Raw genomic sequence first — 13,018 nt, 5'->3', positions numbered from 1 at the left:
CGTCGCGGAGGGAGGTGGCCGATGAGCACCCGTCTGCCCTGGCGCACCGCCCCGGCCGCCGATCCGGTGCCGGTACTCGCCGCCGCCCAGCGGGTCTCCGACGATCTCATGGACGGTCTCGCCGGCCCCCGCGTCCGCCACGCGACGCACGGTCTCCGGCGGCTGTTCGGCGTCCCCGGGCTCGGGCTGACCGACCTCTCCGGTTCGCTGATCTGGTCCGGCCGTCCCGCCTCCGACGACGTCGTCGTGGCGGCGCTCGACGAGGTCCTCCACTCCGAGACACCGGTGTCCGAGCCCGGATTGCTGGCGCTGCCGCTGCACGTCCACGACGAACTGTCCGGGGTCCTCCTGGTCGCGGGCGGGACGAACGCCATCGCCCGCCAGGCCGCCGAACTCGTCGTCCACGCGCTCGAACGCGGGCGGCTGGAGGCGTCCGCCGAACAGGCCGCGGAGGCGGAACTGCGCGCGCTGCGGGCCGAGATCTCGCCGCATTTCGTCTACAACGCGCTCACCGTGATCTCCTCGCTGGTCCGCTCCGATCCGGATCGCGCCCGCGACCTGATGCTCGACTTCGCCGAGTACACGCGGTACAGCCTCGCCCGGCACGGCGAGTACACGATGGTCGCCGAGGAGTTCCGCGCCATCGAGACCTACCTGGCGCTGCAGCGCGCGGTACTCGGGGAACGGCTGCGGGTCCAGGTGCGGGTGGCGCCGGAGGTGCTGGCGGTCGCGGTGCCGTATCTCGTGCTGGAACCGTTGGTGGAGAACGCGATCCGGCACGGGATCGAACCGCGCTCCGAGGCGGGGTTCATCCAGGTACAGGGAATGGCGGAAGGGAACGACTGCGTGATCAGCGTCGAGGACGACGGACTCGGCATGGACCCCGCCCGCGCGGCGGCGATCCTGGCCGGGCGCGGCGACGACGGCGGCGTCGGACTGGCCAATGTGGACAAGAGACTGCGCAGTGTCTACGGGCCGTGGTACGGCCTGACGGTCGAAACCGAGGTCGGCGCGGGCACCAGGGTCGTGGTGCGCGTGCCCCGTTTCCAGCCGGGGGTGCTGCCGTGACGAACGGGCTCCGGGTACTGGCGGTCGACGACGTGCCGCCCGCCCTCGACGAACTGTGCAGCCTGCTGCGCGAAGCACCGGAAGTCGCCGAGGTGGTCGCGGCCGGTGACGCGCTCAACGCACTCAAACTGTTGCAGGGCAGTCATTTCGACGCCGTCTTCCTCGACATCTCCATGCCGGGACTCGACGGGCTCGAACTCGCCTCGCTGCTGGCCCGGCTGAACGAGCCGCCGGTGATCGTGTTCGTCACCGCGCACGACGGCCACGCCGTGACCGCCTACGGCATCGGCGCTGTCGACTACCTGCTCAAACCGGTCCGCGCGGAACGGCTGTCCGCCGCACTGTCCAAAGTGGTCCGGATGGCGGGCAACCAGGCCGACGAGCCGAAACCGGCACCGGACGCGATGTCCGCGCTGCCGGTGGAATCCGGCGGGCGCACGCGGTACGTCCGGCGCGACGACGTCCAGTTCGTCGAGGCCCACGGCGACTACGTCCGGCTGCACACGAAATCCGGCGTCCACGTCACGCGGATGCCGCTCTCCCGGCTCGAAGAGTATTGGGAGGGCACCGGATTCACGCGGGTGCACCGGGGTTTCCTGGTCGCCGTCGACGCGGTGCTGGAACTGCGCAGCGACACCACCGGCGGACTGCTCGCGCATACCGAGGCAGGCGACGTGCCGGTGAGCCGACGCCACGCGCGTGACCTGCGCGACCGGCTGCTCGCCGCCGCGCAACGCGGTGAACTGGGCCGGGGGAACCGGCGGTGAGCCGCGTCAAACGGGTCGCCGTCACCAGCCCGCAGACCCGGCTCGCGCATTCGCGGCGCCGGTCGCGCGGCCGCTGGCGGGTGCCCCGGCTGGCGGCGAACGACGCCGAACGCGCGGACAGGCTCTACCGGGCCCAGCGCCGTCGCGGGCTTCCCGCGCTGGCCGGGATGTTCGGGCTGGTCTTCGGTCTCCCGCTGGTGTTCGGCGTCTTCCCCGGGCTGGATTCGGTGCGGCTGGCCGGCATCCCGTTGTCCTGGCTGATGATCGCGATCCTGCCGTATCCGGCGATGGCGCTGCTGTCGTGGTGGCAACTGCGCCGGGCCGAAAAGATCGAGGACGACTAGTGGTCGCGGTGCTGTCGGTGGCCCCCGTCGTCCTGATCACCCTGTTGATCGGGTTGCGCGGGGTCGCCGCCATGCGGACGACGTCGGACTTCCTCGTCGCCTCCCGCCGGATCTCGCCGCTGGTCAACTCCGCCGCGGTCTCCGGCGAATACCTGTCCGCGGCGTCGTTCCTCGGCGTCGCCGGGCTGGTGGTGAAGGACGGCATCGGCGCGCTCTGGTATCCGGTCGGGTTCACCGCGGGCTACATCGCGATGCTGGTGCTCGTCGCGGCGCCGATGCGGCGGTCCGGCGCGCTCACCGTGCCGGACTTCGCCGAAGCGCGGCTCGCCTCGCCCGCGCTGCGCCGCCTCGCCGCCATCGTCGTCCTCGTGATCGGAACCCTTTACCTGGTACCGCAGTTCCGCACCGCGGGGCTGGTCCTCACCGCGGTGGGCGGGACGCCGTACTGGGTCGGCGTCGTCATCGCGGGCACGGCGGTCAGCGCGACACTGGCGCTCGGCGGGATGCGCGCGGCGACCTACGTCCAGGCGTTCCAGTTCGTGCTGAAACTGCTGCTGTTCCTCATTCCCGCGATCTGGCTGGTCTCACAGGTGACCCCCGAGGAGCGGTCGGCTTCGGTGCATCCGGTGGAGTTCACCCACTTCGCCCGCGATACCCAGCTGTCGTTCGAGATCGACGTGACGCTGACCCTGCGCGAACCGACCACCCTGCTCAGCCCGGAGAAACGCGTTGTGCCGCCGGGAGAACTGACCGCCAGGAGCGGTGAAGTCCTGGAATTCGCCCAGGGCACACCGGTTCCCGCCGTCCGCGGTGGCGCCCCGCTGGGCGGGCCGGACTGGCAACGGCCGTTGCTCGACCTCGGCGACCACGGCTACCCGCTGCTCGGCACCTGGGCGATCCTGATCGCGACCATGCTCGGCACCATGGGCCTGCCGCATGTCCTGATGCGTTTCCACACCAGCCCCGACGGCCGCGCCGCCCGCCGGACGGCGGCCATCACCGTCGTCCTGCTCGGCGTTTTCTACCTGTTCCCAGGGGTTTACGGAGTGCTCGGCCGAGTGCTCGTGCCCGAGCTGTACGTCTCCGGCGCGACCGACCTCGTCGTCGTCGCGCTGCCGTCGCAGGTCGACCAGGGCTGGGCCGGTTCGCTGTTCACCGGGCTGCTGACAGCGGGCGCGTTCGCCGCGTTCCTCGCGACGTCGCTCGGGCTCCTGCTGGTGATCTCCGGCGCGGTCGCGCACGACCTGATGCCCGGTGGGCTGCGGCGGCTGCGCTGGTCGGTGCTCGGCGCGGCGGCGGTGATGGTCCTGCTCGCGCTGCCTTCGGCCAGATTGGACGCGGGCGTGCTCGTCACCTGGGGCTTCACCGTGGCCGCGTCGACGTTCTGTCCCTTGCTGGTACTCGGGATCTGGTGGAACCGGCTGACCGCGGCGGGCGCGATCAGCGGTGTCCTCACCGGACTGGTCGCGTCGTCCGGGTCGATCCTCGTGGCCCTGTTCGGACCCGCGCTGAGCGGCCTGCCCGCGATCCTGGTGTCGCAGCCCGCCCCGTGGTCGGTTCCACTGGCATTCGGCGTAATGCTCGTGGTTTCCTTACGGGGCAGGCCTCCTTCCTGGTCAACCGCCGCCATGTTGCGGCTGCATCTGGACGATCGCACAGCCGAAACCCCTTCGTCGTGGTCTGAGTACCGTTCGTCGACCGTTCGTCGTCTCGGCAGGCGTTTGAACCGCTGACGGTTCCGGTCGGCTTGAGCCCTCCTTAACGTGGCGCGGAACACATTCGCGGCGCGGCGAAGGGAAGGCGATGTGCGTACGGATGCATCTGACTTCCCCCGGTCCCCCGGCCGTGCTCGTTCTCGTGGACAGCAAGGAGACCACCATGAGCACCGAAACGGACGCACCCAGTCCGCCTGAGACCGATTGGGACAAGGCCCACGACAGCGCCGAGTTCAAGGAGCTGCGTTCACGGCTGCGCCGGTTCGTGTTCCCGGTGTCGGCGCTGTTCCTCGTCTGGTACCTGCTGTACGTGCTGCTCGCCGACTACGCGCACGGCTTCATGAGCACGAAGCTCTTCGGCAACATCAACGTCGGCCTCGTCTTCGGCCTGTTGCAGTTCGTATCGACCTTCTTGATCACCGGGCTCTACGTCCGCTACGCGAACAAGAAACTCGACCCCATCGCGGAGAAGATCCGCACGGACATCGAGAGTGAGACCAAATGACCCTCGCCGCCGGAGTCGAGGGCAGCAGCCCCGCGCTCAACATCACCATCTTCGGTCTCTTCGTCCTGGTCACGCTGTTCGTCGTGTTCCGGGCCAGCCGGAACACGAAGACCGCGTCGGATTACTACGCCGCCGGACGCGCGTTCACCGGTCCGCAGAACGGCGTCGCCATCGCGGGCGACTACCTTTCCGCCGCGTCGTTCCTCGGGATCGCGGGTGCGATCGCCGTCTACGGCTACGACGGTTTCCTTTACTCCATCGGCTTCCTGGTCGCGTGGCTGATCGCGCTGCTACTGGTGGCGGAACTGCTGCGCAACACCGGCAAGTTCACCATGGGCGACGTGCTGGCGTTCCGGATGAAGCAGCGCCCGGTTCGGGCCGCGGCGGCGACGTCCACCCTGGCCGTCTCGTTCTTCTATCTGCTCGCGCAGATGGCGGGTGCCGGTGGCCTCGTCGCGCTGCTGCTCGGGATCGAGAGCAAGGCCGGGCAGGCCGCGATCATCGTGATCGTCGGCATCATCATGATCGCCTACGTGCTCATCGGCGGCATGAAGGGCACCACGTGGGTGCAGATCATCAAGGCCGCGCTGCTGATCGCCGGTGCGCTGGCGATGACGGTCTGGGTGCTCGCGCTGTACGGCTTCAACTTCTCCGGGCTGCTGCAGGGCGCCGTGGACAAGGCGGGCAAGGCCGGCGAAGCGCTGCTCGGACCGGGTAACCAGTACGGGAAGACCGGCACGACCAAACTCGACTTCCTCTCCCTCGGCATCGCGCTGGTGCTCGGTACCGCGGGTCTGCCGCACGTCCTGATGCGCTTCTACACCGTGCCGACGGCGAAGGAAGCCCGTCGCTCGGTGGTCTGGGCGATCGCGCTGATCGGCGTCTTCTACCTGTTCACCCTCGTGCTCGGCTACGGCGCCGGCGCGCTCGTCGGCGCGGACAAGATCAAGGCGGCGCCGGGTGGCGTGAACTCGGCCGCTCCGCTGCTGGCGCTCGAACTCGGCGGGCCGATCCTGCTCGGCCTGATCGCGGCGATCGCCTTCGCGACGATCCTCGCGGTGGTCGCGGGCCTGACGATCACGGCGTCCGCGTCGTTCGCGCACGACGTCTACGCCAACGTGATCAAGAAGGGCAAGGCGTCCCCGGCCTCGGAGGTGAAGGTCGCCCGGATCACCGCGCTGGTGATCGGCGCGGTCGCGATCCTCGGTGGCATCCTCGCCAACGGGCAGAACATCGCCTTCCTGGTGGCGCTCGCGTTCGCTGTCGCGGCCTCGGCGAACCTGCCGACCATCCTCTACTCGCTGTTCTGGAAGCGGTTCAACACCCAGGGCGCGCTGTGGAGCATCTACGGCGGCCTCGCGGTCTGCGTCCTGCTGATCGTCTTCTCGCCCGCGGTCTCCGGGAAGCCCGTAGACCCGAAGACCGGCAAGAGCGCCTCCATGATCCAGGGCGTCGACTTCCACTGGTTCCCGCTCGACAACCCCGGCCTCGTCTCGATCCCGGTCGCGTTCTTCCTCGGCTGGCTCGGCACGGTCCTGTCGAAGGAGCACAACCAGAAGAAGTACGCCGAGATGGAGGTCCGCTCCCTCACCGGTGCGGGCGCCGAAAAGGCGGTCGCCCACTAGTCGCCGGGGCGGTGCGGCCGGGCATCCTTTACGCCCCCCGGCCGCACCGTCCCGGTTTCCATACCCCCGGAAAGCCGGCTCAGTACGGCAGCTTCCCCGCCGTCAGCTCGGCGAGTTTCGCCCGCAGATCGGCGCGGACCGACTTCCACAGCCCGGTGCCCAGCGAGATCCGCGCCACCCCCAGTTCGGCGAGCGCGGAGAGATCGGGGCCTCCGGGCAGCGGAGCGGCGTTGACCGCACCGGGCGCGACAGCCTTCACGAAGTCGCCCAGCACCTCCGGCGACTTCGCGAAGATCGGATAGACGCACTCCGCCCCAGCCTCGAGATAGGCCTTGGCCCGGGCGATCGCGTCGTCCAGTACCGCTCGCTCGTCGGACGCGCCCAGGAAGACGTCGACGCGGGCGTTGATCACCAGCGCGTCCCCCGCGGCCTTGCGCAGCCGCGCTATCCGTTCGGCCTGCGCATCCAGCGCGCGAAGGCCTCCGGTGGCGTGATCGGTGTCCTCGTAGTTGCAGCCGACGGCGCCCGCCTCGGCCAGCCGCGACGCGAGTTCGTCCGCGTCGAGCCCGTAGCCGGATTCGACGTCGACCGTCACCGGAACCGAGACCGCCCGCGCGATCCGTGCGGCCGCCGCGAACATCTCGGCGGCGGGCGCGTTCTCGCCGTCGTCGTAGCCGAGCACCTTGGCGATGGCGAAGGAACTCGTCGCCACGACGGGGAACCCGGCGGCTTCGACGAGACGCGCGGTGTCGGCGTCCCACGCGTTCGGCAGGAGCAGCGGCGTGCCCGCGACGTGCAGTTCCCGGAGCCGTGCCGCGGTCATTCGGCGCGCTCGGGCAGCGGGGCGTGGCTGGTCACGCACATCCGGTTCCAGCTGTTGATCGCGATGGCCTCCCACACGACCGCGCGGTACTGGTCCTCGGTGAAGACGCGAGTGGCCTCTTCGTAGACGTCGTCCGGGACCTCGTGCAGGGTCGCCACGTTCGTGATCGCCTCGGTGAGCGCGAGCGCGGCCCGCTCCTGCTCGGTGAACAGTTCGGTCTCACGCCAGCCCTGCAGCACGAACAGCCGCCGCGGTGATTCGCCCATCTGCAGCGCGTCGTGGGAGTGCATGTCGAGGCAGAACGCGCAGTGGTTGATCTGCGAGGAACGCATCTTCACCAGTTCGAGGATCTTCTGGTCGACACCGGCGTTGGCGGCCGCCTTCTCGACCTCGGCCTGCAGTTTGGCCATGGCCTGGTAGATCTCGGGCACTCGTTTGCCCACGTGGATTCGCTTGGTCATGACCTTGAATCTAGCGACAACTGGCCCACGAGTATGGTCCAGTCGCATGGCAGAATCATGGTCCAGTGCGGGATTAGACGTCCATCTGGACTGGCGTCCCGAAAGCGGCCGGACCGGGCTCGCCGCGGCGATCCGCGCGGCCATCCGGGAAGGACGCTGGCAGGCGGGCGCGGCGGTGCCTTCGACCAGGGCCTTGGCGCAGGACCTCGGAGTGGCGCGGGGAACGGTCACCCGGGTTTACGCCGACCTCGCCGCCGAGGGCTATCTGCGGACTTCGCAGGGCGCGCCGACCCGCGTCGCGACGGCGGGCGCGCTGCCCGCGTCACCACCGAGGCCCGCCCCGCGCGATCCGGCGCCGCGCTGGGATCTGCGTCCCGGCAGGCCGAACCTGTCCGCGTTCCCCCGGGCGGCCTGGCTCGCGGCGACCCGGCGGGCGCTGCACCGGGCGCCGATGTCGGCGTTCGACTACACGGCGGAGTCCGGCGCGGCGGAACTGCGGGAGACGCTCGCCGCGTATCTCGCCCGCAGCCGCGGCGTCGTCGCCGATCCCGAGCGCATCCTGGTGTGCGCCGGGTTCTCGCACGCGATCGCGGTGCTGGCCCGGGTCCTGCACGCGCGCGGGGCGGACGAGATCGCGTTCGAAAACCCGTCACTGCACATCTACCGGGAGATCGCCGCGGCCAACGGTCCCCGGGTGACCGGTGTCCCGGTGGACGATCACGGGATCACGGTGTCCGCTTTGGACAGTCCGGCGGTGGTGGTCACCCCGGCGCATCAGTACCCGCTGGGGGTCACCCTCGCGCCGGGGCGCCGGGCGGAACTCACCCGCTGGGCGGCGGAAACCGGCGCCGTCGTCATCGAGGACGACTACGACGGCGAGTTCCGGTTCGACCATCAGCAGGTCGGCGCGTTGCAGGCGCTGGCGCCGGAACGGGTCGTGTACGTGGGGACGACGAGCAAGACGCTCGCGCCGTCACTACGGCTGGGGTGGATGGTGCTGCCGCGGTTCCTGGTCGAACCGGTGCGCGCGGAGATGGCCGCGAGCGGGGCCCGACCCCCGCTGCTGGACCAGCTCGCGATGGCCGAACTGATCGAGTCGGGTGCCTACGACCGGCACATCCGCCGCTGCCGCGCCGAATACCGCTCCCGGCGGGACCGCCTGCTCGCGGCGTTGCCGGATTCCGTGCTGCCGCAGGGCATCTCGGCGGGGTTGCACCTGGTGCTCCAGTTCCCGGGCGAGCTGCCCAGGGAGATGGAGGTGATGGCCGCCTGCCGCCGCCGCGCGATCGGACTCGAAGGACTCAGCGGCTATTGGATCGGCGAGCCCCAGCGCGAAGGGCTCATCATCGGCTACGGAGCCGCCGCGAAGCACGCCTTCAGCGGCGCCACCCAAGCCCTGCGCGAAGCCATCTTCGAGGTCACCTGACGGCCCCTCCCCCACCCCCCACCCGCATTTCGTCCTCTGAATGCGTTAGTTCGCACTGCCAACCACCGCATCCAGAGGACGAAATGCATGGGGGCCTAGCAGTACCAGGGGCGGGCGCGCAGGATGTCGGTCTTCAGGGCGGGCGCACCGTCGACCGGAGCGGGGTTCTCCGGCGTGGGCTGGATGCCGCCCGCGGCGACCTTGTCGAGGGTTTCGAGGCCGTCGGGGCCGACGGTGCCGAAGATCGTGTAGTTCGGGCGCAGCGCGGAATCGCCGTACACCACGAAGAACTGGCTGCCGTTCGTCGCCGGGCCCGCGTTGGCCATCGCGAGCACGCCGCGGGCGTACACCTTCCGCGCGCCGGTCGGGTCGGTCGGCGCGGGCGGCAGGCCGACGGGCAGTTCGTCCTTGTACTTGTAGCCGGGGCCGCCCTCGCCGGTACCGCTCGGGTCACCGCACTGCAGCACCTTCAGCGTGGGATACGCCGTCAGCCGGTGACAGGTCGTGCGGTCGTAGAACCGGTGCACCGCCAGATGCAGGAAACTCTGCACCGTGCACGGCGCCTTCGCCCGATCGAGGGTCAGGTCGATCTTGCCCTGGTTCGTCTTCAGCTGCACCGGCACTGTGCCCCGGCTCGGCGTGTGCCGAGGGTCCGGCGGCAGCGGGACGGGCCGCGCGGCCGGCTCGTCCGGAGTCTCCGTGTACTGGCACGGCCCCTTCGTGACCTTCGGCGGCACGGCCTCCGCCGACGCCGTCCCGGTACCGGCCGCCAGCATCAGCCCGGCACCCAGCACGCTCACAACGACCTTCGCGATCCTCTGCACGGTTCCTGCCTCCCAGCCGTGGACGAAGAAGAGAGCATAGGGTGAATCCCCGCCGTTTCCACAGGTCCGGAAGTAGGTGCGCGGTTAGGGTCGGAGTCGTGGAGATCGCCGAACGACACCAATGGCAGCTGAACGCCCTGACCTTCCTGTACGCGTACACGCAGTACGTCCTGGTGCACGAGAGGGTCATGGCGGGGCTGCCGCCGGACAAGCCGGCCGAACTCGACAAACCGCGCGTGCTCAGACTGGCCAAGATCGTCGACGACATGATCCTCGACTTCCGCAAGGAGGACGGGCTGACCGATCTCGAACGGCGCCGCGTCATCCGGCTCGCCAGGGAGATCAAGTCGCACGTCCGCGAGAAGTGGCCGCCTCGCGACCCTTCACTGACCGAGTGGATCGCGTCGGCCGCGGCCCACTTCTACTGCGAGGAGCACATCAACAACGGCTACGTCCGGATGGGCCGCGTCTTCGATCCCGACATGGCGGACAGGTTCCTGGAGCGCGTCGAGTTCTGCCGGGGGCAGACGGTCACGATCACGAACTACGCCAACAAGGTCGCCGACGGCGAACAGCTCACCTTCGGCGAGACCAACCAGCTCGAAGTCTGGAAAGAGGACGCCATCGCCCATCTGGACAACCTCGACAGCGACTTCGGTGACATCAAGATGTACGTCGAATTCTGAGCACAGAGCTGCCCGGTCGGCCAGACTTGCCTGTCTCAACGGACCCGTGAAACCGCGGGAAATTGACACCGTCCTCCCTTGATCGAGATGCTCGGTTCCGCACGAAGCACACTCCTTTCGTCATTTCGTTCAAAGGAGAACTCTGTGATCTCGAGCAAGAAGACGGCCCGGCGTGTCCTGGCCGCGGCGGCCGCCGCTGCCGCCGCGTTCAGCATGCTGGTGCCGACCGGCACCTCGTTCGCCATCGACCACATCCCGTGCCGGGACGGGGAGAACTTCCTGAAGATCTGGTCCCACCTCGGCGGGAGCACCAGCGTCGACTGCTACGCCAACCGCGGGAGGATCGGCTTCGGCGGCTGGTGGATCGACAGGATCTACACCGGCAACAACGATCTGATCTACTACGACAGCAACGGTTCCGACGTGAGAATCAACAGGTGGACCGATATCAGTTTCCCGAATCGTCCACCGAAGGTCCGCGTCATCGAAATCCTCTGAAAACCTCGTGAGTGGTAATGATGGTTAGAACCGTCATTACCACTCACGAGCGGAGTTCGGCTATCAGTTCGTCGGCCGCCGCGAACGGGTCGATCTTCCGCGCGACGACACGTTCGGCCAGTTCGGCGAGCCGGTCGCCGGAGCGCAGGTCGACGATCTCCGCGCGCAGCCGCTGGACGGCGATCGCCTCGACCTCGTCCCGCGCCCGTGCCGCGCGCCGCCGGGGCAGTTCTTCCCGCTGGACCAGCCAATCGTGGTGGTCCGCCAGCGCGCGGACGACGTCGTCGACGCCTTCACCGCGTGAGGCCACCGTTCGCACGATCGGCTGACGCCAGCTCGGGCCGCGGATCTCCCGTCGCACCAAGGAGATCATCTGCTTGAGGTCGTGCACGGTCGCGTCCGCGCCCTCGCGGTCGGCCTTGTTGACCACGAACACGTCCGCGATCTCCAGCACCCCGGCCTTCGCGGCCTGGATACCGTCGCCCATCCCGGGCGCCAGCAGCACCACCGTGGTGTCGGCCAGTTTCACGACGTCCACTTCGGACTGGCCGACGCCGACGGTCTCGATCAGCACGACGTCGAAACCGGCCGCGTCGAGTACGCGGACCGCCTGCGGGGTCGCCCACGACAGCCCGCCGAGATGCCCGCGGGTGGCCATCGACCGGATGAACACGCCGGGATCGGTGGCGTGCTCGGTCATCCGGATCCGGTCGCCCAGCAGTGCCCCGCCGGAGAACGGCGACGACGGGTCGATCGCCAGCACCCCGACCCGCAGGCCCTGCGCCCGCAAGGCCGTGAGCAGCGCGGACGTCGATGTCGACTTACCGACACCGGGTGGTCCGGTCAGGCCGATGACCCGCGCGTTGCCCGTATGCGGCGACAACTTGGCCGCGACCTCGGGCAAGCGCGGATGGGCGTCCTCGACCAGCGACAGCAACCGGGCGATCGCGCGGGGAACGCCGTCCCGCGCGCGACCGACCAGTTCGTCGATGTCCAGCTGTACCGGCAAGGGCTCTACGGGACGCGGAGCAGGAGCGCGTCGCCCTGGCCGCCGCCACCGCAGAGCGCGGCGGCACCGAGGCCACCGCCACGACGGCGGAGTTCGTGGATCAGGTGCACGGCCAGCCGCGCGCCCGAGGCGCCGATCGGGTGACCGAGCGCGATGGCGCCGCCGTCGACGTTGACCTTGTCCACATCGACGCCGAGCTTGTCGGCCGACACCAGGCCGACCGCGGCGAACGCCTCGTTGATCTCGATCAGGTCGAGCGCGTCGGCGGTCAGCTTCTCCTTGGCCAGCGCGGCCAGGATCGCGTTCGACGGCTGCTCGTGCAGGCTGGCGTCCGGACCGGAGACCACGCCGTGCGCGCCGATCTCGGCGAGCGCGGTCAGGCCCAGTTCCTCGGCCTTGGCCTTGCTGGCCACGACGACCGCGGCCGCGCCGTCGGAGATCTGCGACGCGGAACCGGCGGTGATGGTGCCGTCGGAGGCGAACGCCGGGCGCAGCTTCGCGAGGCTTTCCACGGTGGTGTCGGCGCGGACGCCCTCGTCCTTGGAGAAGACGACCGGGTCGCCCTTGCGCTGCGGGATCGAAACCGGCGCGATCTCGGCGTCGAACCGGCCTGCCTCGATGGCGGCGGCGGCACGCTGGTGCGAGCGCGCGGAGAACTCGTCCTGCTGCTCACGGGTGATTCCGTAGCGGCTGTTGTACTTCTCCGTCGACGCGCCCATCGCGACCTGGTCGAAGGCGCAGAACAGGCCGTCGTAGGCCATGTGGTCGACCAGCGTGGTGTCGCCGTATTTGAAGCCCGCGCGGGACTTCGGCAGCAGATGCGGCGCCTGGGTCATCGATTCCTGGCCGCCCGCGACGATCAGGTCGAACTCACCGGCGCGGATGAGCTGGTCGGCGAGCGCGATGGCGTCGAGACCGGAGAGGCAGACCTTGTTGATGGTCAGCGCCGGGACGGTCATCGGGATGCCGCCGGCGACCGCGGCCTGCCGGGCCGGGATCTGGCCCGCGCCCGCGGTGAGCACCTGGCCCATGATCGTGTACTGGACCGCGTCCGGCGAGACACCGGCCTGTTCGAGTGCCGCCTTGATCGCGAATCCGCCCAGTTGCGCACCCGAGAAGTCCTTCAAGGAACCGAGCAATCGCCCGATCGGTGTACGGGCGGCACCCAGGATCACGGAACCGGACACGGCGTCCTCCAAGCATCGGCGCAAGGGCAATAGGCGGTCTTCGAGACCATACCCGCGTCACGGCCTTCTTGATGGAGCCA

General features: G+C 69.4%; 14 protein-coding genes. 9 read left to right on the top strand and 5 right to left on the bottom strand.

What is annotated here, in order from left to right:
- Nucleotides 1–21 precede the first annotated feature (21 nt).
- The 6 genes from L324_RS05355 to L324_RS05330 all read left to right on the top strand — a co-directional run bounded on the left by L324_RS05355 (nucleotide 22) and on the right by L324_RS05330 (nucleotide 6,024).
- On the top strand, nucleotides 22–1,068 hold the full coding sequence (locus L324_RS05355) for a sensor histidine kinase (RefSeq protein ID WP_037304642.1): 1,047 nt from the start codon (nucleotides 22–24) through the stop codon (nucleotides 1,066–1,068).
- Nucleotides 1,065–1,835 (top strand): LytR/AlgR family response regulator transcription factor, encoded by a 771-nt coding sequence (locus L324_RS05350; RefSeq protein ID WP_037304641.1) that lies wholly within the window; start codon nucleotides 1,065–1,067, stop codon nucleotides 1,833–1,835. Before L324_RS05355 ends, L324_RS05350 begins: the two co-directional genes overlap by 4 nt.
- Nucleotides 1,832–2,179, top strand: coding sequence for a membrane protein (locus L324_RS05345; RefSeq protein WP_037304639.1), 348 nt, complete (start codon nucleotides 1,832–1,834; stop codon nucleotides 2,177–2,179). Before L324_RS05350 ends, L324_RS05345 begins: the two co-directional genes overlap by 4 nt.
- A complete protein-coding gene (locus tag L324_RS05340) occupies nucleotides 2,179–3,912 on the top strand; it encodes a sodium/solute symporter (RefSeq protein ID WP_037304637.1) in 1,734 nt (577 codons plus the stop codon). The genes L324_RS05345 and L324_RS05340 overlap by 1 nt, the downstream gene beginning before the upstream one ends.
- 145 nt (nucleotides 3,913–4,057) lie before the next feature.
- On the top strand, nucleotides 4,058–4,399 hold the full coding sequence (locus L324_RS05335) for a DUF485 domain-containing protein (RefSeq protein ID WP_037304862.1): 342 nt from the start codon (nucleotides 4,058–4,060) through the stop codon (nucleotides 4,397–4,399).
- Complete coding sequence (locus L324_RS05330) at nucleotides 4,396–6,024, top strand: monocarboxylic acid transporter (RefSeq protein ID WP_037304634.1); 1,629 nt, start codon at nucleotides 4,396–4,398, stop codon at nucleotides 6,022–6,024. Before L324_RS05335 ends, L324_RS05330 begins: the two co-directional genes overlap by 4 nt.
- A gap of 79 nt (nucleotides 6,025–6,103) precedes the next feature.
- Here L324_RS05330 and L324_RS05325 read toward each other — a convergent pair whose 3' ends face one another.
- Nucleotides 6,104–6,847: an isocitrate lyase/PEP mutase family protein gene (locus L324_RS05325; protein WP_037304633.1), complete on the bottom strand. Its 744-nt coding sequence runs from the start codon at nucleotides 6,845–6,847 to the stop codon at nucleotides 6,104–6,106.
- Complete coding sequence (locus L324_RS05320) at nucleotides 6,844–7,308, bottom strand: carboxymuconolactone decarboxylase family protein (protein WP_037304632.1); 465 nt, start codon at nucleotides 7,306–7,308, stop codon at nucleotides 6,844–6,846. Before L324_RS05320 ends, L324_RS05325 begins: the two co-directional genes overlap by 4 nt.
- A 46-nt stretch (nucleotides 7,309–7,354) precedes the next feature.
- Between L324_RS05320 and pdxR the strand changes: the two genes are divergently transcribed.
- On the top strand, nucleotides 7,355–8,734 hold the full coding sequence (gene pdxR / locus L324_RS05315) for a MocR-like pyridoxine biosynthesis transcription factor PdxR (RefSeq protein ID WP_037304631.1): 1,380 nt from the start codon (nucleotides 7,355–7,357) through the stop codon (nucleotides 8,732–8,734).
- A 95-nt stretch (nucleotides 8,735–8,829) separates the two neighbouring features.
- On the opposite strand, the gene L324_RS05310 is transcribed toward pdxR, so the two are convergent.
- The gene (locus L324_RS05310) at nucleotides 8,830–9,510 is read right to left on the bottom strand and encodes a peptidylprolyl isomerase (RefSeq protein ID WP_173426351.1); all 681 of its coding nucleotides are present in this window, start codon (nucleotides 9,508–9,510) and stop codon (nucleotides 8,830–8,832) included.
- Nucleotides 9,511–9,656: 146 nt separating this feature from the next.
- Between L324_RS05310 and L324_RS05305 the strand changes: the two genes are divergently transcribed.
- Together L324_RS05305 and L324_RS05300 are read left to right on the top strand one after the other, a co-directional pair.
- Complete coding sequence (locus tag L324_RS05305) at nucleotides 9,657–10,244, top strand: hypothetical protein (RefSeq protein ID WP_037304628.1); 588 nt, start codon at nucleotides 9,657–9,659, stop codon at nucleotides 10,242–10,244.
- Nucleotides 10,245–10,388: 144 nt separating this feature from the next.
- Nucleotides 10,389–10,742, top strand: coding sequence for a beta/gamma crystallin domain-containing protein (locus L324_RS05300; RefSeq protein ID WP_037304624.1), 354 nt, complete (start codon nucleotides 10,389–10,391; stop codon nucleotides 10,740–10,742).
- 43 nt (nucleotides 10,743–10,785) lie between these two features.
- Here L324_RS05300 and meaB read toward each other — a convergent pair whose 3' ends face one another.
- Both meaB and L324_RS05290 read right to left on the bottom strand, forming a co-directional pair.
- Nucleotides 10,786–11,751: a methylmalonyl Co-A mutase-associated GTPase MeaB gene (gene meaB / locus L324_RS05295; RefSeq protein ID WP_037304623.1), complete on the bottom strand. Its 966-nt coding sequence runs from the start codon at nucleotides 11,749–11,751 to the stop codon at nucleotides 10,786–10,788.
- 5 nt (nucleotides 11,752–11,756) lie between these two features.
- Entirely contained in the window at nucleotides 11,757–12,938 is a 1,182-nt protein-coding gene (locus tag L324_RS05290; protein ID WP_037304860.1) for an acetyl-CoA C-acetyltransferase, read from the bottom strand.
- Nucleotides 12,939–13,018 lie beyond the last annotated feature (80 nt).

The sequence above is a fragment of the Amycolatopsis orientalis DSM 40040 = KCTC 9412 genome (genome assembly GCF_000478275.1).
In the GTDB taxonomy this organism is placed as follows: domain Bacteria; phylum Actinomycetota; class Actinomycetes; order Mycobacteriales; family Pseudonocardiaceae; genus Amycolatopsis; species Amycolatopsis orientalis.
This window is presented reverse-complemented; position numbering and strand designations above follow the sequence as displayed.